Raw genomic sequence first — 23419 nt, forward strand, 5'->3', positions numbered from 1 at the left:
GACGAGCCCAGTCATGGCTCAGACTCAGGCGAGGAGACGGGCTGTGGCTCAGGCGAGGAGACGGGCTGTGGCTCAGGCGAGGAGACGGGCTGTGGCTCAGGCGAGGAGACGGGCTGTGGCTCGGGCGACGGGCCCAGGGATGGCTCAGGCGACGAGCCCGAATCGTGGTTCAGACGAAGAACCGAGTCGTGGCTCGGATGACGAGCCCAGTCGACGGGGCGAGTCTCCCTTGCAGCGCGGCCCCCTGCACGCAGCCGTGCTCGTGCCGTGCGGGACGTTCCGCCGGGGCCCTCCGAGCGCGACCTTTTGCTGGATACCGCAAACCATTGCGGAAGAGAGCAAGCGGTTGCGTAGCCGCGTCCGCGGCCTGGCGCCGCGCGGGCTCCCGTCACCCGCCACCGGTGTGGCCTGTGCGCCTGCGCGCGGGACCTGCGCTGGCAGCGTGAGCGCCGAGGGCGCCCGTCCGGCACCGCGGCGGCCGAGGAGCGTCAGCCGAGCGGCGGCTCCGCGCCGGTGACCTCGCCCTCGGCGCCCTCGTCCTCGTCGAGTGACACGTCCTCCTCGATCACCTCTCCGGCGGCCGCCGTGTGCCTCACGGCCGTGAGGCCGAGCTGGATCTGCGCCTTCACCGGGAAGACCTGCCGCAGCGTCGTCGCCCAGTCGTTGAACCAGCCCCGCAGGCCCTCGAGCCCCTCCCGTTGCTCCCGCCAGGCCCTCGCCAGCTCGGCCGCCGGCACCCGGGGCGGCTGCGCCTGAGCCCCGGCGCCGGCCTCGAGCTTCGCCAGCAGATCGCGCACCTGCTGCACCTTCGCCTCGGTCAGCCCGCGCGCCGCGAGCATCCTGTGGACCTTCTTCGCGTCGCCATCGCTGTTCCTGGCGAGCCCCTCCAGGCGGCGGAGGTACGTCCCGACCGACATGGTCACCGTCGACCCGAGCGGCTGCGGCTCCAGGTGCTTGAAGAACGCGGCCTCGAAGCCGTCGCGCCGCTCGCGCGCCACCACGCGGCGGATGATCGCGCGCGTGCGCGGGAACCACGTGTTCTCGAAGACGTCGACCTCCCGGAGCATCTGCATCCGCTCGGCGCCCTCGACGCCTCCGCCGCTCGCGGCCTCCACCGCGGCGTCCGCGAAGAGGTGCTCGAGCGGGCGCTGCTCGCCCGAGGCGAGCTTGAATAGCCGCCACCCCTCGCGGTGCTCGTTCGCCGCGTAGCCCTCGCGACGCGCCCGCGCGATGAAGGGCGCGGCCTGGACGTTGACGAGGAACCGGAGAGCGCGACCCAGGAGATCCTGCTCGGCCGCGGTGAGCGCCAGCGGCAGGGACGCCTCGGAGGGCCCGGACGGCGCGGGCCGCGCTCCCGGATTCCGGGAAGCGCTCGCGAACTTCGCTTTCGGCATGTCGTTTCTCCTCGCTGGCGCTCGTGGACAGGGCTGGAGCGCTCAGCGGCGTCGGCCGATTGCAAGCTGCGCGCCAGCGGCCTCGTGGTGGACTGTCGCCGCGCGTTCACTACGTTACGCCGCGCTCGAACAGCCCACCACGAGGCCGCTCTCCACCCGCTCCCAGGCGAGGAACCTGATGCAATCGAAGTTTGGAAGCGATCTGACGACGGGCAGCATCCCGAGGCATATCGTGACGTTCTCGCTTCCGATGCTGATCGGGGGCTTCCTTCAGACGACCTACAGCTTCATCAACGCCATCTGGGTCGGTCAGTACCTGGGCACGGCGGCCCTGGCGGCCGTCACCGTGAGCTTCCCGATCATCTTCACCATCTTCGGCGTCGGGATGGGGATGACCCTGGCAACGAACATCCTCGTCTCGTGCCGGCGGCCGTCCAGCAGTCGGTGGTGGCGCTGGGCATGGTCGTCGTCACGGGGATCGTGAACGGGTTCGGGGAGGTCGCGACCGCCGCGTTCGGCGCGGCCTCGCGCATCGACCAGATCGCCTTCCTGCCGGCGATCAACATGGGGATGGCGATATCGACGCTCGCCGGGCAGAACCTGGGAGCGGGGCACCACGGCCGCGTGCGCGAGATCTTCGCGTGGGGGTGCGTGTTCAGCGGCGGCATGACGCTCCTCATCTCGGCGGTGGCGGTCGCGTTCCCCGAGGCGCTCCTCAGGGTGTTCATCACCGATCCGGCCGTCATCGAGCTCGGCGTGTCGTACCTGCACACGGTCGGCGCGTGCTACGTGTTCTTCGGCCTGACCTTCGTCAGCAACGGCATCATCAACGGCGCCGGCGCGACCATGATCACGACCGCGACGACGCTGCTCAGCCTCTGGGTCGTCCGCGCCCCGCTCGCGTACTGGCTCTCGCGCGAGCTGCGCAACGTGAAGGGCGTCTGGTACGCCATCGCGGCGAGCTTCGTCGTGTCGATGATCGCCGGCACGGCCTACTACGCCTCGGGGCGATGGAAGCGGGCCCTCGTCCAGAAGGCGCCTCCGGGCGGCGCGGCGAGGCAGGCCGACCCAGCGCAGGCGTTTGCGAGCGAGGTCGGAGAGGCGTGAGGGCGGCGAAGCGCGTGCGCGGACCGGCCGCCCTGCGCGGAGGCCTGGGGCTCGCAACTTGCTTCGCCGCCCCCCCCAGGGCACGCTGGACCCATGGGCCATCCCGCCGAGAAGCGCCGACGCGCGACGTACGCCGACATCGAGGCGGCGCCGCCGAACAAGGTGGCAGAGCTCCTCGGCGGCGAGCTTCACCTCTTCCCCCGGCCAGCGCCGCGGCACGCGCGCGCCGCGTCGAGCCTGGGCATCGAGCTCGGCGGTCCCTTCGATCACGGCAAGAACGGCCCGGGCGGCTGGTGGATCCTGGACGAGCCCGAGATCCACTTCCCCGATCCGGCCTCGCCAGGCGACGTGGATGTCGTCGTGCCGGATCTCGCCGGGTGGCGCCGGGAGCGCATGCCCGAGCTCCCCGACACGCCCTACTTCTCGCTCGCTCCGGACTGGATCTGCGAGGTCCTGAGCCCCTCGACCGAGCAGCACGATCGCAAGGAGAAGATGCCCGTCTACGCGCGCGAGGGCGTGCGGCACGTCTGGCTGATCGCGCCCCTCCAGCGGACCCTGGAGATCTTCACGTTCGCCGCGGATCGCAGCTGGGAACCGATCGCCACCCACCGCGACACCGCGAGCGTCCGCGCCACGCCCTTCCAGGCCATCGAGCTCGATCTCGCCGTTCTCTGGGCGACGTAGCGCCCACCTTCGGTCCACGGAGAGCGGAAGTCGGACGGCACGAGACAGAGATCCCGAGTCAGAGATCCCGAGTCAAAGAGCGCGACTCGGAGGACTTGAGTCCGAGAGCTCGCCGTCCCCGCCCTCGCCGCCGTCCGGCCCCCGGAGCCGCGCCGAGAGCAGGCCGACGAGCTCCTGCGTCGAGAGCTTGCCGGCGGTGTCCTTGCCGCCGAGCACCTGCGCCACGAGCGAGCGCTTCTCCGCGTGCAGCGACAGCATCTTCTCCTCGATCGTCCCGAGCGCCACCAGGCGATAGATGGTGACCGGCCGCCGCTGGCCCAGGCGGTGCGCCCGGTCCGAGGCCTGATCCTCGACCGCGGGGTTCCACCAGGGGTCGAGGTGGATCACGTTGGTGGCCGCCGTGAGGTTGATGCCGAACCCCCCCGCCTTCAGCGAGATCAGAAAGAGCGGCGCCGACCCCTCCTGGAACTCGCGCACCCGCTCGGCCCGGGCCTTCCGGGGCGTCTCGCCGTCGAGGTAGACGTACGCGACGCCGCGCGCCTCGAGCGCCTCGCGCACCAGCGCGAGGTGCGACGTGAACTGGCTGAACACGAGCGCGCGCTGCCCCTCCGCGCACAGCTCCTCGACGAGCCCGAGGAAGCGCGCGAGCTTGGACGAGTCGAGCGTCGAGCGCGCGTCGTAGAGGCGCGGGTGCGACGCGAGCAGCCTGAGGCGCGTGAGCGCCGCCAGCACCTCGACGCGCCGCTCCTGCTCGCGCCGGACCGCCCGGGGCGTCTCGAGGTCGGACAGCGCCGCGAGGCGCGCGTCCTCGTACAGCTGCCACTCGGCGCCCGAGAGCACGACCGGCACGCGCACCTCGGTGCGCGCCGGCAGCTCGGCCTCCACCTGCGCCTTGGTCCGCCGGAGGAGGAACGGGGCGAGCACGCGCGCGAGCGCGGGCCCCGCGGCAGGGTCGATCTGCCGCTCGATCGGCATGGCGTAGCGGTCGCGGAACGCGTCCCAGCCGCCCAGGAGGCCGGGGAAGACGAGCGCGAAGAGGCTCCAGAGCTCGCCGAGGTGGTTCTCGATCGGCGTGCCCGAGAGCGCGAACGTGAAGTCCGCCTGGAGCGCCCTCGCGGCGCGGAAGCGCTGGGTGGTCGCGTTCTTCAGGCTCTGCGCCTCGTCGAAGACGACGGTGGCGAAGCGCCGCGCCGCGAGGCGCGCGGCGTCGCGCACGAGCAGGCCGTAGCTGAGCACCAGCACGTCGCCGGGGCCGAGCCGCGCGAGCGCGCCGTCGCGATCGGCCTCGTCCGCGTAGAGCGTGAGGCGGAGGGAAGGCGCGAAGCGCCGCGCCTCGTCCTGCCAGTTGAAGGCCACCGAGGTGGGCGCGACGACGAGCGCCGGCCCGCGCTCGCCGCGCTCGATCAGGACGGCGAGCGCCTGCACCGTCTTGCCGAGGCCCATGTCGTCGGCGAGCACGCCCCCCGCGCCCCAGGCCGCGAGCCGCACGAGCCAGCGGTACCCGTCGAGCTGGTAAGGGCGGAGCTCACCCGCGAGCGCCGCCGGCGCGGCGGGGCAGAGCTCGCCGGCGGCCACGACCCGCTCGACGAGCCCCCGGAACGCGCCGTCCGCCTCGATCGCGGCGCCGGCCCGCTCGAGCTCCCACAGCACCGCGGCGGCCGAGGGGCCCACCGAGAGGCCGTGCGGGGAGTCGTGGACGTGATCGGCCAGGCGCTCGAGGTGGGCGCGCAGGGCCTCGCCCAGCTCCACGTAGGTGGTGGCCTCGACCTGCACGTAGCGCTCGTGGCGGCGCGCCGAATCGAGCAGCCGGGCCAGCTCCACGCGCTCTCCCGCGACGCTCAGGCCGCCGAGGGCGCCGAACCACTCGCGCCGCTTCTCGAGGACGACCTTGAGCGCGCGGGGGCCCCCGTCGCCCACGACGCGCAGGGGCTCGCCGACCCACTCGAGCTCCGGGGGCGGCTCGCGCCGCGCGCAGGCCGCGAGCAGATCGAGCGCGCCCTGCGCGCTGGCGAAGCGGTAGTGGAACGGGCGATCCTCGAACGGCTCGGCCCCGGCGAGCGGGAGCTCGGCGGCGAGCGCGGCGGCGAAGTCCTGTTCCCGGCGCAGGTCGCGCACCGCGTGCAGGGCCCGGTCGCCGCGCCGCACGTGGACGTCGCGCGCGCCCGCGCCCGGCACGAGGGGCGGGGCGTCCGCGAGCGGCCGCACGCGCAGCTCGACCTCCACGGCGCCGCGGGGCTGGGCCGTGAGCCGCAGCACCGGGAGCAGCTCCGGCGGGACCGACTCGCCCATCACGCTGCGCGGCATGGCCACGGGCACGCGCAGCGCCCACCGCGAGAGCGCGGCGAGCAGCGCGCCGTGGCTCTCGGGCGGGAAGACGTCGCCCTCGCGCGCGAGCACGTCGAGCAGCGCCCGGATCTCGGCCTTGACGTCGAGCAGCGTGAGCCGCCGCGCGCCCTTGTCCCAGTCCCAGAGGAACAGCACCTCCTCGGGCCGGGCCCGGCGCGCGCGATCGAGCAGCGCAGGGGGCAGCGCCGTGCCCTCGACGCCGGCGCTCACCCGCACGGCGCCGCGGCGCTCCTCGGCCACGACGCCCACCGGCGCGCGCTCGATGCGCACGGCGACGTCGGGCGCCTCGTCGAGGAAGAGGCGCGGGTGGCCGATGAGCGCGTCGAGCAGCGCCCGCGAGGCGAAGGCGTTGCCTTCGGGCAGGAGGGACGCGACGCGGGCGTCCTCGGGGGAGAGCTTTCCGCCGTGCTCCAGCAGGAGGCGCTTCTTGCCGAGCCGCGCCCCGGCGCCGCGCTGCGCCTTCTTGCCCAGCCGGTGGATCCAGGGCGCGACCACGACGCCGGCCGCCTCGACGACGTCCAGCCGGAAGGAGAGCTCGACGCCGCCGCGCGCCCCCGGGCCCTCGTCGAGGGCCCTGTCGAGCGCCAGCAAGGCGCGCTCCCAGGCGGGGCGGCCGAGCTCGTCGAGCGCCTGGAAGAAGGCCTCGCTCGGGGGCTGGCGGAGCCAGAGCAGCGCGGCGTCGATGGCCGCGAGCACGTGCACGCAGCCGGCCGCGCCGCAGTCGCACTCGGCGCGGAGGGCCCCGGGCGCGAGGGTCAGCCGCGCCTCCGGCCTGACGAAGCCGGCGCCCGCGCGGTGCGCCTCGAAGGGCCGCGGGTCGTCGAGGCGAAAGCCGGGGAGCGCGGCGTCGAATCGCAGCGCGGCGGCCCGGAGCGCCCGCTCGGGGCGCGGGGCCGCCGCCTCCGGCACGCGCGCGCGCAGCTCGCAGAGCCGCTCGTGCGCCGACAGGGCCCGCGGCTCGTCGGGCGGCCGCAGCAGCGACGGCGCCGCGGCGCGCGCGAGCGCGGCATCGTCGCGCTCGTCCTCCAGGAAGCGAGCGACGAGCGGCGGCAGGACGTCGCGGAGGCGCGAGGGCGCGAGCCACGCGAGCGCGCCCGCGAGCGACTCGGCGCTCGCGAGGTCGATGAGGCGCCGCCGCGCGCCGAGGAGCTGGAGCTCGGGCCAGAGCGTGGGGTCGACGCGCGGCGCCACCGCCTCGAGGCTCAGCCGGGCCAGGTGCGCGACGCCGTGCTGCGCGAGCCAGGCGAGGAGGGCCGCGCGGGTCTCGAAGGGCGCCGCAGGGGCTACGGGGGGGACGGCCTGGGGGTCGCCGGGCATGACGGGCGGCGTAACGTCGTCGGTGCGAGGGCCCGGTTCAAGGGGTTCCGGCGCGCTGGCCCCCGGGAGCGAGCGCGCTGTGGGGCACGGCGGGCGCTGCCGCAAGCAGCAGCGCCCCGCCCGCGGCCGTGTAGACCGAGTACGAGAGCACCGCCTCGACGCCGCGCCCCGAGAAGGTCATCGCCAGCGCGAACGCGAGCAGCAGCATCCCGCTCGCGAACGCGAGCGCCCGCGTGCGCACGCCCGCGAGCAGGCCGACGCCGAGCGCCGTCTCCAGCGCGGTCGCCGACCAGGCCAGCGCCGGGACCATCCAGGCCGGCGCCCACGGGTTGATCGCGCCGGTGTACGCCACGAAGCGGCCCCACTCGCCCCAGGCCACGTTGCCGGTGCCGGGTGGGCCCCACAGGCCGAAGCGGTCGGCGACCGCCGACAGGAACGCGGCGGCGAGGCCCAGCCGGAGCAGCAGCGCGCTCGCCCAGGCGAAGCGGGGCGAGGCCCACGGCGGGGCGAGGCGCAGCTGGCGGGCGGCGAAAGCGGCGGCTGGATCAGCGGGGCGCGGCGCGGAATGCGAGATGGTCATGGCTCCTCTTTCGCCCCGGAAGCTGGATCCGGGGTGGTCCAGCGAGGAGGTCCATTTCTGGCATGATGGCTGGACCATGCGCCCGTGGACCTTCCCCGTCTCGCTCGACCCGGGCTCGGCGGAGCCGCTGTTCCGGCAGATCGCCCGGGGGATCGCCGCGGACATCGGCCGCGGGAGGCTCCGGCCCGGCGCGGTGCTGCCCGGGTCGCGCACGCTGGCGCAGACGCTCGGGGTGCACCGCAACACCGTGCTGGCCGCGTACGACGAGCTCGAGGCCGAGGGCTGGCTCAGCTCCGCCGAGCGCAGCACGCGCGTCTCCGCGGCGCTGCCGCCGCGCCCGCGCGGGGTGGCAGCGCCCCGGGGCGAGCTCGGCTACGACGTCCCCGCCCGCCCCGCGTGGCGCACCTTCGCGCCGGATCCGGCGCGCCGGGGCGTGCTCCACTTCGGGGCGGGGCTGCCCGACCTTCGCCTGGCGCCCGCCGACGAGCTGGCCCGAGCCTACCGGGCGGCGGCGCGCGCAGGCGGCCGGGCGGCGCTCGGGTACAGCGATCCGCGGGGCGACGTGCACCTCCGGCGCGCGCTCGCGGCGCTGCTGCGGGAGACGCGCGGGCTCGCGTGCGACGAGGACCACCTCCTCGTCACGGCGGGCAGCCAGGGCGCGATCGATCTGGTCGCGCGCCGGCTCCTCGGGCCGGGCGACGCGGTCGCGGTCGAGGACCCCGGCTATCCGCCGGCCTGGGACGCGCTGGCGTCGACCGGCGCCGAGCTCCTGCCCGTCGCCGTCGACGGCGATGGATTGCGCGTCGACGCGCTGGAGGCGCTCGCCGCGCGGCGGGCGGTGCGGCTCCTGTACCTGACGCCGCACCACCAGTTCCCGACCACGGTCACGCTGTCCACGGCGCGGCGGCTCCAGCTGCTCGACGTCGCGCGCGCGCGACGGATCGCCGTCCTCGAGGACGATTACGATTTCGAGTTCCACTACGACGGCCGCCCGATCCTGCCGCTCGCGGCCACGGACATGGGCGCGGTGATCTACGTCGGCACGCTGTCGAAGATCCTCGCGCCGGGGCTGCGCCTCGGGTGGGTGGCCGGGCCGCGGCCGCTCGTCGAGGCGCTCGCGATGCAGCGCATGCGCGCCGACCGACACGGCAGCCCGGCGCTCGAGCGGGCCGTGGCCGCGCTGATCGAGGACGGGCTCCTCTCGCGCCACGCGCGCAAGATGCGGCGCGTGTACGAGGCGCGGCGGAACGCGCTCGCCGAGGCGCTCCGGGCCGAGCTGGGCGGCGCCGCGGAGCTCGCCGTCCCCGCCGGTGGGATGAGCCTCTGGGTCTCGTTCCCCGAGGGCGTGGACACCGAGGTCGCGGCGCGCGCCGCCCCCCGGCACGGGGTGGGGTTCTACCCCGGCGCGCGCTTCAGCTTCCGCGGGGGCGAAGCGCGCGCCGCGCGGCTCGGTTTCGCGTCGCTCGACGAAGGCGAGCTGCGCGAGGCGACGCGCCGGCTCTGCGCCACGCTGCGCGCCCGGCCCGACATCCAGCGCGGCCGTACGACCTTGTGAGTGCGTATCCGCGATTGGCACTCTGCTGGAAGTGCGCTGTCCGGGATTCCCAGGGTCGCATGTTCGCGATACGCTCTGGGCATGCCCCGGTCCCTGGCTCCAGCGCGTCGCCCGGAAGGGACACCGACGTGGCTGGGACACAGAGGCGGCACGGAGGTGCTCGATCGTGTTCCATCCTTCCTCGTTCGATTCACAACCTGACTCCCAGAGGAGAGACAGCGCGCGCGCCGCGGTCGCGCTCGCTGATCGACCGGCAGACTCCCGCCCAGCCTCTTCGCGCCGCTCCGTACGGCTGCGAGGCCGCCTCATCGACGGGCGTTACCAGGTCGATCAGCTGCTCGGGCGCGGCGCGATGGGCGAGGTCTGGCGCGCGCACGACGGCGTCCGGCGCGCCGATGTCGCGCTGAAGTTCCTCACGGTGGCGCGGGGCGGGCGGAACGTCGATGCGATCGAGCGGTTCCGCCTGGAGGCGCGGGTCGCGGCGCAGCTCGGACAGAAGACCCGCGGCGTCGTCGCCGTGCTCGACGCCGGCGAGGACCTGGCGGCGGGCCCGTACATCGTGATGGAGCACGTGCGCGGCAGGTCGCTGCGTCAGCTCTTGGAGGAGCGAGGGACGATCCCCGCCGTCGAGCTCGCGTCGCTGCTCCGGCAGCTGGGAGAGGCGCTGTCGGCGGCGCACGGCCTCGGCGTCGTGCACCGGGACATCAAGCCGTCGAACATCCTGCTCGTCGAGGGGAGCGACGGCCATCTCTGCGCCAAGATCACCGACTTCGGGATCGCCAAGTGGGTCGGCCAGGATCGTCCGGCCGATTTCCGCCGCCGCACCGCGGACGGCGTGGTGCTGGGCACGCCGGCGTACCTGAGCCCGGAGCACACGTGTGATGGCCTGGGCGGCCCGCAGCTCGACATGTGGTCGCTCGCCGTCGTCGCGCACGAGGCGCTGACCGGGCGGCAGCCGTTTCCGGGCCGCAACCTGGCGGCGGTGCTCGCGGCCATCCTGGTCAGCGGGCGCCCCCCGCTGGCCACGTTGTGCCCGGGAGCGCCGCCCGCCCTGGAGGCGTGGTTCGCGCGCGCCTTCGCCATCAGCCCGTCGGAGCGGTTCCCCAGCGTCCATGCGATGATCTCCTCCTTCGAGGCCGCGGCGGGGGTGCCGGTGGCGCCGCCGGCAGCGCCGCGGAGGCGGCGCTGGCGCGTCGCGGCGGCCGGAGCGGCGCTGGCGCTCGGGATCGCGCTGCCCGCGGCGCTGCTCTGGGGGCGGGCCGGGAGCGACGGCGCGCGCCGCGTGGACGAGGTGGTCAGCGACGCGGCGCGCGCTGCCGCCCGCGTCGCCGACGCCGCGCAGGCGATGACGGCGCGCCTGCTGGAACGCCAGGGCACAACGCCCTGAGCGCGGATTTCGCGCCGCGTCCGTCTCGTCAGGAAGCGGGCGGGGCCGTCCAGGAACTCGGGACGGTGGCCGGCTACTTCGCCCAGAGGACCGAGAGATCGAGCTCGATCGCCTCAAAGGGCTCAAGGCGGACGCGAGCGGCGTCGCGGTGGACGACGGCGGGCCCCCACCCCCGACCCGGGGCGAGCGAGAAGACCTCCAACGTCCGGGCGATCGGGTCGACCAGCCATGCGTGCCGCATGCCCTCGCGCGCATAGATCGGCATCTTCTCGTCGCGGTCCACGTCCTCGGTCGAAGGGCTCAGCACCTCGCAGACCCAATCCGGGGCGAGCGGGAAGAAAGCCGTCGTGGGCAGCTCGGGCATGCGTTCTCGACGCCAGCCAGCGATGTCCGGTACGACCGCGTCCACCTCGCCCGGCAGCGCTGGGTCCGGGAAGTGCAGTTCGGGCTCGTCCAGGATCCACCAGCCGCCAGGACCCCCCTTCCCTGCATCGAACGGACCGCCGAGCTCGATGCCGAGGCGAGACGATGCGCGCGCATGAGGCGGCGCCGGCCTGGGGAACACGTGCAAGGTGCCCGCGATGAGCTCCGCCACCTTGTTCGGCGGGACGGCTTCGAGGTCGGCGTACGTCGCGCGGCGCTGCTTGGCGGCGGGCTGGCCCATGGCGGAAGCCTGCCCGGGGACGCGCGGCGCGGCAAGGCGGCGAGGAGCAGGGGTCCGGCGGCGCGCCGGCCGGGGCGCTCATCGACGCGGGGGCACGACGGCGACCGCCAGTGCCAACAGTCCACGAGCGTCCCTATTGCTGGTGAGAGCGAAGTTGGAGCAGGGTGAGCGAGAGGGCCTGCTCGAGTTTGAAGAAGCGTGCCCTGGACAATCATCGTAATTTGATCAGGCAGACATTCCAGCTCACCGACGAGGCGCACGCAGCGGTTCGGGAGTAGCCGGGATAGCGGCCCTGGCGCAGCGCGATGCTGGCTCTGCCTCCCTGCTCGGAGGTTACCTGATCTCGCGATATTCGAACCAATCGACGTCTGCGTGCAGGCGCGTGCCGGCCAGGTTTTGGCACACCATCCCGACGAAATTGCCTATGAATCCACGGGGCACCGCGTGCTCGTCCGACAAGATCGACGCGTCGTGCCCCACCCCATCGCGTGGTAGGCGCGTGGTAGGCGCGTGGTAGGCGGCGCCCGGTCGGAGCGCTATGCTTGGCGAGCGTCAGACGGCTCGCCTACCGTTCGAGCATGTCCGCTTTTGGTCCCGCCTTGTTCGTTCGAGCGCGCGGCGTACTTCTTCGATGCCGTCGCTGACGGCTCCGTCGTGACGTTCCGCGGCTTCATCCATCGCGACGACGCGGACACGGTCACGGCGGTGCTCGGCGTCGCCGCGGAGCTCGAGGCCAAGGGCGAGGTGCTCTTGCATCATGTGTTCGATCGAGACTCGGGGGTGCGGGTCGAGGTTGCGAAGGGCCGGATGACCGTGCGCGAGGGCGACGTGAAGATGCCGAGTCACGTCATCGAGGAGGTCGAGCAAGAGAGCATGTCGCGCGCGCGGCGGCTCGAGGCTGGCCAACAGCCCCCGCCTGCGAAGGCGAAGGCAGCGACGAAGACGAAGGCGAAGGCAGCGACAAAGACGACGAAGACGACGCCGAAGGGCAAGGCAGCGACGAAGGCGACGAAGACGAAGGACAATCGATCCTGAAGCCGAGGCGAGCCGTCCGATGTCCGAACGGCGGCCCTTGCGCCACATCGAGGCATGATCTACGGGGCGGGCGCCATGGCGAACCGCCCCGCCCGCTCCTCCGCCACGATCGATTGGCCGAAGAGCGTCGAGCCCACCGAACCCGCGTTCCTGAACCTTCGTTTTGCGGCAGGTGCCGACGGGATCTCTCGACCCGAGGTCGAGTCGAGCGTGCTCCGCCTGCTCGACGAGCTGTCGCGGCACGGTGGCTCGTCGGGCGGCGCGTCGTTTCTCTGGTCCAGCGGTCACGACGTGGAGTGCACCGTGGAGAGCCTCGTTCTTCCGCCCAAGGCGAGTACGTGGCTTCGGACGCGACTCCAGAGCCAATGGCGTGAAGCGCTCGTCGAGCTTCGACTGCATCAGGAGCTCGCGCCCGTGCGCGCCGAGCGGCCGCCGCGAGGCGTCGCCGCGGAAGAGCGTGCCACGCGAGCAACCGAGGCGTCGGCGCTCGGCGCCTTCGAGCCGCTGGCCCTCCGCCATCCCGACACGCAGGAGGTGCTCGTGCTTCCTTGCATCGAGATCGTGGTGGTGGCAGCCGGGGAAAACGCGGCCGTGCGCTCCGCGGTCCGCGAGTTCGGTGCGCGCTGGCTCGCGCGATTCCCTGACACGGGCCTCCTCTCGAAGGGGGGAGACCACAAGGCTTATCGGGCATCGAGCGTCGCGCAGGCCCAAGCGTCGTGGTCCTCCCATTTCGACGCGAAAAATCGGCGGGTCGGAGGCGTGCATTCGCTCGCCGCCGGGAAAAATGTGCGCTTTCCAGAGCCCCCGGCGCTCGTCGGGGAGCTCATGCCCGAAGGAGCCGCGGCGCGCGGGTGCCTTCCGATCGCGTGGGCGTCGCGCCCTTCCGAGCTGGCGACCCTCGTGGACGAGCTCTGCGGAGGCATCGAGCTCACGTCCGGTTGGTGCGGCGTTTCACAGTACCTCGGGCCCGACGGAGACGCGCAGCGATGGCTCGAGGATCAATGGGGGCCCCTGCGTGAACGAGGGCTCCCGAGTTATGCTTCGTGGATCCGCGATTTCCCGGGGATCACCGTGGGAGAGCCGTTCGTGTACTCGATCTGGGGCAATCAACCGTATCTGCTCCACGTCGGGTGGATCACGCTGCTCGGGCGTGATTTCGCGAGACGGATGAACCAAGAGCTCGCCTCGCTCGCGCCGTCCGTGGAGATGGCTTCTCTCCCGGGCGGCGTCGTTCGAATCCGCACCGGGGACGCGCCGAACGCGGGTGGCACCATCGACGACGGCCGCGAGCTTCGTGTCCGTGAGCGCGTCGGTCGGGCGCTACGATCGCTGCGCCTTCCGGAGGACGATCTCGAGCACTTCGGCGTCCAGGCGCTCTCCGAAGAAGAGAACCGCGCCTATTATTTGCGCTTCTTCGGCGCGTGAGGACCCTTCGGGGACCACTCCGGCTTCGCCCGGGAATCCCGGCCGTGGCAAGCAAGCGCTGAGACCGGTGGGCGCTTGCGGCTAGTCGGCGAGCTGCCTGGCCCACGCGATGTAGACGTCGTAGCGCGGGGGATACGCGACCGTGGGCGGCTGGGCGGCGCGGCGCTGGAAGAGCTCCAGGGCGTGTGCGGCGAGGCCACGGCTGATCTCCGCCGCCTCCGACGCGGTGACGGCCGGCGGACCGGGCTCGTTCTTCAGGCGCCGCTCCGCGAAGGGGTGCGCGCCGTCGGCGACCTGGCGGAACACCTTGGCGACCGTCCACGAGGCGATGGCGCAGAGGTCGTCCACGTGGCTGTCCGCCCGCACCCAGGGCGAGCGCAGGTGCCCCGAGGCGTCGGCGATGGCGCGCAGGCGCAGCAGCGTGCGCTCGGCCTCGGCCGGCTCGTTCGAGGCGAGCAGGGCCTCGTAGCGCAGCGGCAAGAGGCCTGGGATCGCCACGCCGTACGCCAGCAGGATGTCGAGCATCGGCAGCGCCTCCGGGTAGGCAGCGCGCGAGACCAGGCGCGTGACCCAGCGCTCGATCACGCCCATGGCGCCCTCGCGCCAGAGCCCCACGCCCTGGCGACACACGGGCAGCACGTGCTGCACGAGCAGGCGATGAATGCCGAGCACCCTCGTCGGGTTCTCGCGCAGGGCATCGCGCAGCCAGTAGAGCGCCTCCAGGCGCTCGATGGGCCTGGCGCTGCCCAGGAATTCGAGAGGTATCTTCACGAGCTCCACGGTCGAGAGCGCGCTCTTCCTCGCGAAGGCCTCGTGCTGCGCGGCCGGGATCGCGCCGCGGACGAACGGGTGCTCGCCGTGGATCGACTCGGCGAAGGAGGCGGAGCATCGACATGCGAGGGCCTCGAGCGCATCCGGCAGGGACGCCTCGAGCGTGCGCAGCGCCGACGCCACGGCGTCCGCCTCGAGCAGGCGCTGCATCGGGGCCCACACGGCGCCATCGAAGTCGGAGAGCGCGGGCAGCAGGACCTCGAGCGCTCGCGCGCGCTCGTCCGGCAGGGCCTGCACCCAGAGCCGGCCGCACAGGCGCTTCCACTCGGACGCGTGCTCCTCGAGCACACCGCGGCTCGTGGTCAGACGGATCCTCGGCCCGTCGAGGCTCACCTCGTACGGAGGCGCCGCGTCGCCGGGCGCGAAGCTCGCGCCGAACGCGGAGATCAGGCTGTGGACGGCATCGACCGGCGAAGGCGCGGGGGGCATCAGCCCGGTGTATATCCGCGCCCGCCGCGGGTCGCCAGCGTGGCCCTTCCCCTCTTGCCCTCCGTGCGGTAAGGCTGTTTGAAGGACGATGGGAGTGTAGCCGGATGCTTGAGATGAAGAGAAACACCCAGACGCGACCGAACTTCTGCTCCTGTCTCGTCGTCGCCGCCACCCTCGCTGCGGGGGCGGGATGCACCGCTCCCGAGCGGCGTTTCTCGGACAGCGGCGCGGGTGGCGGAACCGGCGGCGGTCCGATCGATGCGCAGGGCGGCGGCGGCGCCGGCGCGTCCGGTGGGGGCGAGGGCGGCGGGGACGCGTCCGGCGGTGGGGGCGAGGGCGGCGGGGGGAGCGGGGGCGGCGGGGGTGATCCTGGATGCCAGATCCCGCCAGACAGCCCCACGCTCGCCGACGCCATCATGGTGGCTGCGGGCGGCAGCCATACGTGCGCGATCCGGCATGACGGCTCTCTCACCTGCTGGGGGGACAACTCGTTCGGCCAGCTGGGTGTCCCGCAGGCGATGGCGGTCTCCTCGAGCACGCCGGTGAGAGTGCATTTTCCCGCGTCGCTCGGCGCGGCGACGATCACGCAGATCGCGCTGACCGAGCAGGCGACCTTCGCCGTCGATAGCCAGCTCCGACTCTGGGCCTGGGGAAACAACGAGACCGGCATCCTCGCGAACGGCTCCAAGGACGCGATGGCCCACGACGCCCCGGCGATCGTCAATGACGGTACGGCCCCGTTGCTCGTGCGCAAGATCGCGCCGGAGTGGTACTCGGCGTGCGCGCTCACCTCGACCAGCAGCATTTACTGCTGGGGGTCCAACCTGTTCTCGAGCCTCGGGCCGGACGCGACCGGCGAGGAGAGCCTCGTCCCGGTGAAAGCGTTCAACTTCACCGCGACGGCCGGTCCGAGGGCCATCCTCGCGCGCGGCATCGGCTCGATAGGCAGCTGCTTCTCGACCGGGGCCGCGGAAGACGGGCTGCGTTGCTGGGGCGCGATGGGCGGCGGATATATCCTCACGAACACCGCCGCCAGCTCCGAGGGCGGCGCGAACTACAGCGCGCACACGCCGCTCATCGCGGCGGGAGCGACGCTGCCCTTCTCCGAGATCTCCTACGGCACGAACTTCGGCTGTGCGCGCGACGACGTGGGAGGCCTCTTCTGCTGGGGGACGAACAACAGCTCAGGTCAGCACGGCGCCGAGGCTCCCCCGGCCGGGACGGCGGCCGCGATCCCGGGTGTCTGGGGTCCGATGTCCACCGGCTACGTCTTCGTCTGCGCGATCGACGACCAGAGGCAGCTCCGCTGCCGTGGCAGCAACGAGCAAGGGCAGCTCGGTCGCAGCACGCCGACGAGGGCCGATAACACGCGAATGGAACCCGTCGTGCTCGGCGACGGCACCGCGCTCGCCAAGGTCGTCGCGGTGAGCGCCGGCTTCTTCCACACGTGCGCGATCGTCGAGGGGGCGTGCGGCCCCACGGGCCCTGGCCAGGTCCTGTGCTGGGGCAGAGGCACCCTGGGTCAGCTCGGCGACGGCGCCGGGGCGAGCTCCGCGATCCCCGTCGAGGTGAAGGCGCCCTGACGGACGAGCCAACGGCTTCCGACATGTGTCACCCAAGCTCCCGGTCCATCCAGGTGCTACCCAGGCTGCCGGTCTGAACCGTTACCAGGCCACCGGTCCGTACCCTACCCAAGGAGCGGCCGGAACACGTCGGGCAGGACACCTCGATCCGCGGCGCGCCGGAGCGCATCGCGGCACGCGGCGCACGCCGGCGCGTGCTCGCGGTAGCTCGGCGTGAGGCCGTCCGTGCGGAAGACGCCGGCAGCCGCGGCCTCCGTGTCCGGGTGCACGTGGAATTGGACCGGCACGCCGAGCGCATACAGGGGCGCGCCGTCGCTCCGCAGCACGTAAAGAGAGTAGGGCGTGTCATCGCCCGTGCGCCACCGATCGATGGAGAAGAGATACGGCGCCTCGCCCGCGGCGTCGGCGTGCCGGCGAAGAAAGCACACGTCGCCCGCATACGAGACGAGCTCGTCGAGGTCCGTCGCCACCGAGACGGGGATCGGGTGCTCGAGCCATCGCTCGAGCGCGAGCCACACGGCCCCGAGGACCGCCGGGTCGGCCGCGGCGTGCTCGTCTACCACGAACGCGCGGTCCACGGCGCTCGCCTCCGAGGGACCGCGCACGCCGTAGAGCGAGGCCAGCGCCGAGAGCGCGATCTCGGCGTCGAGCGGCGCGCCGCCTCGCTCCTGGTCGCACGCCGCCGCGAAGGCCGCGGCGTCGATCTGGGTCGCGAGGCCCGCGCGGCGCAGGCTCTCGAGCGCTTCCTCGGGGCGGAGGGGGGTCGTCATGTGCTCATGTCATCCAGCCATGTCCTCCTTCCAATGTCGCCGCGGGATCGCGGCGCATCTCCGAGGCACCCTCGTTTGATGATGCACGATCCCGCCATGGAAAGATACTCCCGCGCGGCCCGGGTCCGCTCAGGGCTGCAGCGCTCTCCGGTGGATCTCCAGGACGCGTCCCTCGGGAGCGCCTGAAGCTCGGCGAACGGCGCCGCCGTCCAGTCGAACGGTCTGAGGCTGAGTGTATCGATCGTCCACTTCGCCGCCCCAGGTTCTTCTGTGAATCGATGCCTCGAGGACCCGCTCAAGGGCAAGTCGAACCTGGCCTTTTTGTTCTGTAGAGGTGGCCGTCCTTCAGGCGTCCGGCGACCATTGCTGGACTGATGTCCCGAACCTCTCCAAGGCTATCGATGTCCTCGACAAACGGGCGATCTCGAAGCTCGCAGGAGGCGCCGCAGCCAGGTTCGGACGGATGGCGCGCCGTGAATCGACGAATCGTCCACGTCATCATGCCCCTTGGCTGGGCCCGTGGTCAGCCCGCGAGGAGCGATTCGATGGATATCTAGATCGGCGATGAAGTGATGCTAACCTTCTTGATGCGCTGGATCCGCCCGCTTCTCCTGCCCGTTTTGCTCCTGCTCGGCGGGATTCTCCTGCTCGCCTTGCCTCTGCGCGGCAGCTCTCCACGGAGCGCGACCACCGGCGCCAGCGAGGATGTCGTGCCCACGCGCGGGCTCGAGGAGATCCGCTATCTGGCGCTCGGCGACTCCTTCACGGCAGGGACCGGGAACCCGCCGTCCGACGCGTTCCCCTCGCGCCTCGCTGACCTTTGGCGCGCGCAGGGCCGCCAGGTGACCCTCAAGAACGTGGCGGTCAACGGCTACACCACCGAAGACGTGCAAGAGCGGGAGATCCCGGAGGTGGCGCCATTTCGCCCCACGTTGGTGACGCTCGCGGTGGGCGCCAACGACTACGTGCGTCGCTGGAGCGCGGACGTCTACCGTTCGCGCGTGCGGGTGCTCCTCCGAGCGATCATCGACGCCGGCGTCGCGCCGGATCGGATCGTGGCGCTCCCGCAGCCCGAATGGTCGCTCTCTCCGGCCGCCGCTTCGTTCGGAGATCCGCGGCAGATCGGCGCGGACATCGTCGCCTTCAACACCATTCTGCGCGACGAGGCAGGAGCCGTCGGCGCGCGCTACGTGGACCTCTATCCGCTCATGCACAAGCAGGCGGAGGCGAAGATGCTCGCCAGCGACGGCCTGCACCCCTCGGCGCGCGCGCACGCCGAGTGGGCGGCGGCGCTCCACGAACAAGTAGAACCCTGAGGTTTCGGGCCGCTACTTCTCCTCGTTCTTCTCGTGGTTCACCAGGTCGAGGAGCTGCCCCGCGACGGTCTCGTCCACCCGGAGCGGCATGACCCCGAAGCTCGCTGCCACCGCGTCCTGCTCGAACAAGAAGCGCCGCAGCACCTCGCTCGGATACTCCTCGAGCGGCAGCGCGTACGCCCCGTACGGCGTGCCGTCGAGCGCCAGCGCGTGGTGCGCCCGTGCATTGACGCCACGGAAGCTGTGGCACTTGACGCACCCTTGTTCGCCGATCAGCGCCTCGCGCAGCCCGCCGGAGAGCGAGCGGAACGGCGCGAGCGGATCGCTCTCTACCCAGTGAAAGCTCGCCCCACCGAGCCCAAATGCGGCGTAGGTCTTGTTCCCCAGGCCCGCGGGCAGCGGCGTCCGGAAGTGCAGGAACGCGCCGAGCGGCCGGATCATCATTGGCATTGGCTCCTCGCCCTCGATCCACGAGTAGGCGCGCTTCAGCCGGTAGAAATCGACGAAGCGGTAGAGATTGTCCTCGTCGTCGAGTCCGACCACGATGACCGCCTGCGCCTTCTTCAGCACCTCGCGCGGGAAGTACTGTTGCTCGCCCCGAAGGTTCGAGACCACAAGCCAGTCCCCTTCGCCCACCTCGGACTTCGGCCGCTCGGCCAGGTAGGCGAGCAGATCGATGGCCTGATAGGTCTTGCCGGGCAAGGGGTAGCGCTCGAGCCCCCCCTTGCCGAAAAGGGCGCTTATCGTCTCCTGCAGCGCGACGTCGACCGGGTAGGTGGTGATGGCCCGGGGATCCTTGCGGACCTCCGACAGGTCGAGCGGCGGCTGTGCACCCCAGCGGCGGAGCACGCCGAAGGGGTTGTCGATGGGGAGGTCCTTCGGGCCCGAGGCGACGAAGGGGAACACCAGATCGCCGACCATGTCTCCCCTTCCGCCCCAGTGCATGATGCTGTGCGCGTCGCGCCTGGGGACGACGAAGTAGTCGATGTCGCGCGCGCCCGCATTCTGGAGTGCGCGCGCGAAGGGGCGAGCGAGACGCGCCCAGCCGACGTCGTCCTCCGCGCCGAACAGCATCAAGAACGGTGGCGCATCGGACCGCGCGTACGTGATGGGCGAGGACTCCCTGCGATCTTCGACCGAGTCCGCGAAGAACGCCGCGTCGGGGTGCCCCTCGAGCGCCGCCTCGCCGAGGTCGTAGGTGCCGCGCAACAAGATGACGCCATCGACGCGCTTGGGATCCATGCCGGCCCCCTCCAGGAGCCGCCGATCGAGCGCAAGGAGGGACGCCATCCACGCGCCGACGCCGCGACCGGCGAGGACCACGCGCGTCGGGTTGCGCGCGCTGGTGACCTCTTGCATGACCCGGGCGACGTCCGCCGCGCACGCGCGCAGCGTGTAGCCGGTGTGGATGTTGAACGAGACGGCGGCGGCGGCGACCCCGTTTCGCTGCAGGGAGTCGCCGACATTCGCAGCGAAGGCGAGTCGCTCGTCGGGCTGCGAGGGCTCGTTCCCTTGCAAGAGGACGACCAGCGGGCCGCGCTTGCTCGCGCGCGGCGGCGCGTAGAGATCGACGTTGACGTTCGGCCCATCAGACCCCCGCCGCTGCATCCAGGCATACGTCACCGTGGCGACGGAGCGGGCTCCAGCTCCTGCGCGCCGCTTGAGGAGATGTGTGCCGAGGACGATGAGCACCGCGAGGAGGCCGACGCCCACCCATTGCCACGTTCGACCCACCCATTGCCACGTTCGACCCAGCCATTGTCGCGTTCGAATACCCAACATGGATCCGCTCTTGTGCCCGACGTCGAGCGCGTCAAGCCAGAGCGCCGTCGGTCGCCTCCCAGCGACACAGAGATGACCAGCGCAAAAGAACGCGATTTCGAGAGGGGACAGCTGTACAAGCTGGGCATCGACCGCGTGATCCCAAAGCCCTTTGACATCTCGAGACCGGCAACAGGACGGTCTACGTCAAGGGCGTCTGGCTCCGCCTGCGGATCGACCTGTTCGTCGCGGGCGAGCTCCACATCTTCGGGCTTGAAGCCCTCGCGGCCCGCCGGCCATCGGCGCGCGCGTAGTTACCCGCTCTGGTCAAGACCCAGACGCACCTCGAGCACCTCGATGGCGCGCGGCTCGGCAATCCTCGTGAATACGGTCGACCGCAAGCGCGGTATCGTGGATTACTCTGACACGTCGATCAAGGTGTCGATCGTGAATGTCGCCGGCTGCGCCGCCTTCGACGGAACCCCGGGGCCCTCGTGGAATACCTTGATGATGAAGGCTGCGATGGTCGCCCCACGCCGTCGTCAGCGTGTGCTCCCTCCGTCTCGTGGAGCGCCGCGGGCGGAAAGGCGCGCAGCTGCCATGTGCAGCAAGCTCTCTTTTCCCTTTTTCAGAACGAAAGCGCGCTGCCCGTCCGCTCGGCAAGCTTTGGCGCCGGGGCGGCTCGCCGCGGCAGCGCTGGCCCCCTCAGGGCTGCAGCGCTCTGCAGTGGATCTCCAGGACCCGGATCTTCCCCTCGACCGTGTCGTAGCGGAGATCCAGCCCCGTCAGCACCTGCTGGGCCGGGCAGCTCAGGGTCACGTTGTTCCCGGAGTACCCGATCGCATAGCTCGTGCGGGAAGACGAGGCGAGGTCGAGGGCCGTATTGGCCGCGTTCCTGGGAGCGTAGTTGATGCGCACGTCCTTCACATAGGTGTTGGCGAGGTCCACCTTGAGCTGCAGACCCGTGGGGTAGTTGGCGACCGGGATGGCGGTGCTGAGCGCGCCGGCGCGGAAGCCGCCCGGCCACGAGAAGATGGTCTCCGCGTCGATCGCGCCGGTCCGCGGGAGATTGGGCAGCAGGAGGTCGAACTCCCGGCACACGCCGGACATCCTGGCGATGAACTCGTCAGGCTCGATGAGGGGCTCCTGGAACGCGCTGAGGTCGGTCAACATGAACCCAGCGCCATCATCGATGTGGCAGTGAATGTACTGCCAGGCCGAGAGGTTGGCGTTCAGGCCCGAGTCCCAGCGCTCGCTGACAGCGGCGTTGCTGACGGTCCAGGTCTCCGAGAGGGACGGGGCGTCCTCCATGAGCTCAGGGTCGGCCGCCTCGACGGCGCAGCCGGTGGCGAACAGGGCGACGAGAGGGAACGCAGAGCGAACGATGCGCATGACGAGTTCTCCTGAGCTCTCTTGAGCTCTCTTGTGGTCGAAGCGGAGGCGGCCAGCCGCGCAGCGGCCTAGAGCGGCGCGGCCGCGGCGGCGCCTCGCCCCGGAGCCCCATCGCAAGCGCCTTGCCAGCGCGGGGCGCCGGCGGCCTCGCGATGCCCGCCGAGGGCCATGCTCACCGATCACCTGGGAGCGACGCGCAGCCGACGCGCCCCTCGCGGCCGTCGCCACGCTCACGGCAGGACAGCTCCGCGCCGTGCAGGCGCCCCGCCTGCCACATGCCGGCTGTCCCCTGTCACACCGCCCCTGTGACACCCTGTGGCAGCGGCCGTGTCAGCGCGCCGCCCGCGTCAGGCCGCGGCGCTCACGACACCACCCGGCGCAGCGCGCCGCCCTCGCCCCGGAGCGGCGCGCGGTCCCCCTCCCCGGCCTCCCCGGGGAGCCCCTCGGCGAACGCGTCGGTCACGAACACGCCCGCCCCTGTCGCGGCGGGCGCCCAGCCGCGCAGCGCCTCGGGCTCGGCCGCGTGCAGCGCGAGGCGCGGGAGGACCTCGGGGCTCGCGCCGGCCCGCGCGCCGAGCTCCGCCCAGAGCTCGAGGGCCCAGCCGAGCGCCCGCTCCGGCGCGCGATCGTACGGCGCGGGCAGCGCCGCCAGCAGCGCGTCGGCGCTCTCGACAACGAGCGTCGCCCCGAGCCCGACGAGCGCCGCGCGCGCCGCCTGGACCAGGCGCTCCACGTCGGCGAGCGCCTCGTCGCCGGCCTCGTCCGGCGCCGAGAGCCGGGCCTCGACGAGCAGCGCGGCGCACGGCCCCCGCGGCGCGCAGTGCCCCTGCGCGCAGGCGCCCGCGAGGCGAGCGTCGACCGGCGACCGCGCCGCGGGCGCCACGGTCTGGCGGCCCGGCGCGCCGACCGCCCGGCGCAGGGCGGCGAGCAGCTCGGGCACGCCCGCGTACCGGTCCGCCGGCTCCTTGGCGAGGCAGCGGCGCACCACCGCGCCGAACGCCGCCGACACGGGCGCGCGGTGGCTCGGGCAGGGCGGCGGCGCGCGCAGGTGCATCTCCTCGGTCTCGACCGCATCGGCGCCCTGGAACGGCAGCTCGCCCGTCACGAGCTGGTAGGCGAGCAGGCCCACCGCGTAGATGTCCGTGCGCGCGTCCACCGCGCCGCCGAGGATCTGCTCCGGGGCCATCGTGAGCGGCGTGCCGAGGATCAGGCTGCTGCTCTTGGCGCCGCGCGCGCGATCGACGTCGCGCGGGCGGAGGAGCTTGGCGATGCCGAAGTCGACCAGCTTCACGCCCGGCGCGCCGAGCCCGCCCCCGCCAGGGCAGACCATGACGTTCTGGGCCTTCACATCGCGGTGCACGACGCCGATCGCGTGCGCGGCGGCGAGCGCGCCGCCGACCTCCTCGAGCAGGGCGACCGCCTCGGGCGGCGAGAAGGCGCCCCGCGCGCTCAGCTCCGCCGCGAGGCTCCGGCCCTCGACCCACTCCATCGCGATGTAGGGCCGGCCGTCGTCCAGGGCGCCCACGCCGCGGACCTCGACGATCGCCGGGTGCTTGAGCCGCGCGAGCACCTCCGCCTCCCGCTGGAAGCGCCGGAGGATCGCCGGCAGGAGCGACAGGCCGCGGCGGAGGACCTTCAGGGCGACCGGCGCGCCGCCCCCGACCGGGACGGCGCGGTGCACGACGCCGAAGCCGCCTCCGAGCCGCACGTCGTCGAGCACGTAACCCCCGACCACCGCGCCGGCGGGGAGCGCGTCGCCGGCGGCGCTCGCCTCGAGCTCCAGCGGTCGGCCCGAGATGACGGCTGTCTCGTCCTGGTTGGGCTCGGCAGGCGTCCGCATGGC

General features: G+C 72.5%; 19 protein-coding genes. 9 read left to right on the forward strand and 10 right to left on the reverse strand.

Features of this window, described 5'->3' with window-relative positions:
* Positions 1–488: 488 nt before the first annotated feature.
* On the reverse strand, positions 489–1394 hold the full coding sequence (locus tag WMF12_RS24080) for a hypothetical protein (protein ID WP_437873815.1): 906 nt from the start codon (positions 1392–1394) through the stop codon (positions 489–491).
* 178 nt (positions 1395–1572) lie between these two features.
* On the opposite strand from WMF12_RS24080, the gene WMF12_RS24085 reads away from it, so the two are divergent.
* The 3 genes from WMF12_RS24085 to WMF12_RS24095 all read left to right on the forward strand — a co-directional run bounded on the left by WMF12_RS24085 (position 1573) and on the right by WMF12_RS24095 (position 3185).
* Positions 1573–1878, forward strand: coding sequence for an MATE family efflux transporter (locus WMF12_RS24085; RefSeq protein ID WP_437873816.1), 306 nt, complete (start codon positions 1573–1575; stop codon positions 1876–1878).
* The gene (locus WMF12_RS24090) at positions 1815–2501 is read left to right on the forward strand and encodes an MATE family efflux transporter (protein ID WP_437873817.1); all 687 of its coding nucleotides are present in this window, start codon (positions 1815–1817) and stop codon (positions 2499–2501) included. Before WMF12_RS24085 ends, WMF12_RS24090 begins: the two co-directional genes overlap by 64 nt.
* A gap of 93 nt (positions 2502–2594) precedes the next feature.
* A complete protein-coding gene (locus tag WMF12_RS24095) occupies positions 2595–3185 on the forward strand; it encodes a Uma2 family endonuclease (RefSeq protein WP_437873818.1) in 591 nt (196 codons plus the stop codon).
* A 72-nt stretch (positions 3186–3257) separates the two neighbouring features.
* Here WMF12_RS24095 and WMF12_RS24100 read toward each other — a convergent pair whose 3' ends face one another.
* Together WMF12_RS24100 and WMF12_RS24105 are read right to left on the reverse strand one after the other, a co-directional pair.
* Complete coding sequence (locus WMF12_RS24100; protein WP_437873819.1) at positions 3258–6848, reverse strand: SNF2-related protein; 3591 nt, start codon at positions 6846–6848, stop codon at positions 3258–3260.
* 37 nt (positions 6849–6885) lie between these two features.
* Positions 6886–7428 carry a DoxX family protein gene (locus WMF12_RS24105; protein WP_437873820.1) on the reverse strand — a complete coding sequence of 181 codons (543 nt, stop codon included), beginning with the start codon at positions 7426–7428 and terminating at the stop codon, positions 6886–6888.
* On the opposite strand from WMF12_RS24105, the gene WMF12_RS24110 reads away from it, so the two are divergent.
* Both WMF12_RS24110 and WMF12_RS24115 read left to right on the forward strand, forming a co-directional pair.
* The gene (locus tag WMF12_RS24110) at positions 7427–8983 is read left to right on the forward strand and encodes a PLP-dependent aminotransferase family protein (protein ID WP_437873821.1); all 1557 of its coding nucleotides are present in this window, start codon (positions 7427–7429) and stop codon (positions 8981–8983) included. The genes WMF12_RS24105 and WMF12_RS24110 overlap by 2 nt on opposite strands.
* Before the next feature lie 352 nt (positions 8984–9335).
* Entirely contained in the window at positions 9336–10370 is a 1035-nt protein-coding gene (locus WMF12_RS24115) for a serine/threonine-protein kinase (protein ID WP_437873822.1), read from the forward strand.
* A gap of 73 nt (positions 10371–10443) precedes the next feature.
* On the opposite strand, the gene WMF12_RS24120 is transcribed toward WMF12_RS24115, so the two are convergent.
* Positions 10444–11034, reverse strand: a complete 591-nt coding sequence (locus tag WMF12_RS24120; RefSeq protein WP_437873823.1) for a Uma2 family endonuclease — start codon at positions 11032–11034, stop codon at positions 10444–10446.
* 333 nt (positions 11035–11367) lie between these two features.
* A complete protein-coding gene (locus WMF12_RS24125; RefSeq protein ID WP_437873824.1) occupies positions 11368–11514 on the reverse strand; it encodes a hypothetical protein in 147 nt (48 codons plus the stop codon).
* A gap of 108 nt (positions 11515–11622) precedes the next feature.
* Here WMF12_RS24125 and WMF12_RS24130 point away from each other — a divergent pair, with 108 nt between their 5' ends.
* Both WMF12_RS24130 and WMF12_RS24135 read left to right on the forward strand, forming a co-directional pair.
* Positions 11623–12069, forward strand: coding sequence for a hypothetical protein (locus WMF12_RS24130; RefSeq protein ID WP_437873825.1), 447 nt, complete (start codon positions 11623–11625; stop codon positions 12067–12069).
* 75 nt (positions 12070–12144) lie between these two features.
* The gene (locus WMF12_RS24135; RefSeq protein ID WP_437873826.1) at positions 12145–13494 is read left to right on the forward strand and encodes a hypothetical protein; all 1350 of its coding nucleotides are present in this window, start codon (positions 12145–12147) and stop codon (positions 13492–13494) included.
* 81 nt (positions 13495–13575) lie between these two features.
* On the opposite strand, the gene WMF12_RS24140 is transcribed toward WMF12_RS24135, so the two are convergent.
* A complete protein-coding gene (locus WMF12_RS24140) occupies positions 13576–14754 on the reverse strand; it encodes a hypothetical protein (protein ID WP_437873827.1) in 1179 nt (392 codons plus the stop codon).
* Between the two features lie 113 nt (positions 14755–14867).
* Here WMF12_RS24140 and WMF12_RS24145 point away from each other — a divergent pair, with 113 nt between their 5' ends.
* Entirely contained in the window at positions 14868–16337 is a 1470-nt protein-coding gene (locus tag WMF12_RS24145; protein ID WP_437849288.1) for an RCC1 domain-containing protein, read from the forward strand.
* A 104-nt stretch (positions 16338–16441) separates the two neighbouring features.
* On the opposite strand, the gene WMF12_RS24150 is transcribed toward WMF12_RS24145, so the two are convergent.
* Positions 16442–17107: a hypothetical protein gene (locus tag WMF12_RS24150; RefSeq protein WP_437849290.1), complete on the reverse strand. Its 666-nt coding sequence runs from the start codon at positions 17105–17107 to the stop codon at positions 16442–16444.
* A 572-nt stretch (positions 17108–17679) separates the two neighbouring features.
* On the opposite strand from WMF12_RS24150, the gene WMF12_RS24155 reads away from it, so the two are divergent.
* Positions 17680–18423 (forward strand): SGNH/GDSL hydrolase family protein, encoded by a 744-nt coding sequence (locus WMF12_RS24155; protein WP_437849292.1) that lies wholly within the window; start codon positions 17680–17682, stop codon positions 18421–18423.
* Positions 18424–18435: 12 nt separating this feature from the next.
* Here WMF12_RS24155 and WMF12_RS24160 read toward each other — a convergent pair whose 3' ends face one another.
* The 3 genes from WMF12_RS24160 to WMF12_RS24170 all read right to left on the reverse strand — a co-directional run bounded on the left by WMF12_RS24160 (position 18436) and on the right by WMF12_RS24170 (position 23416).
* Complete coding sequence (locus WMF12_RS24160) at positions 18436–20157, reverse strand: alpha/beta hydrolase family protein (RefSeq protein ID WP_437849293.1); 1722 nt, start codon at positions 20155–20157, stop codon at positions 18436–18438.
* Between the two features lie 732 nt (positions 20158–20889).
* Positions 20890–21576 carry a hypothetical protein gene (locus tag WMF12_RS24165; protein WP_437849295.1) on the reverse strand — a complete coding sequence of 229 codons (687 nt, stop codon included), beginning with the start codon at positions 21574–21576 and terminating at the stop codon, positions 20890–20892.
* A gap of 361 nt (positions 21577–21937) precedes the next feature.
* Positions 21938–23416, reverse strand: a complete 1479-nt coding sequence (locus tag WMF12_RS24170) for a serine/threonine-protein kinase (protein WP_437849297.1) — start codon at positions 23414–23416, stop codon at positions 21938–21940.
* Between the last annotated feature and the right edge of the window lie 3 nt (positions 23417–23419).

Source organism: Sorangium sp. So ce363 (genome assembly GCF_051520435.1).
Classification (GTDB): Bacteria; Myxococcota_A; Polyangia; order Polyangiales; family Polyangiaceae; genus Sorangium; species Sorangium cellulosum_B.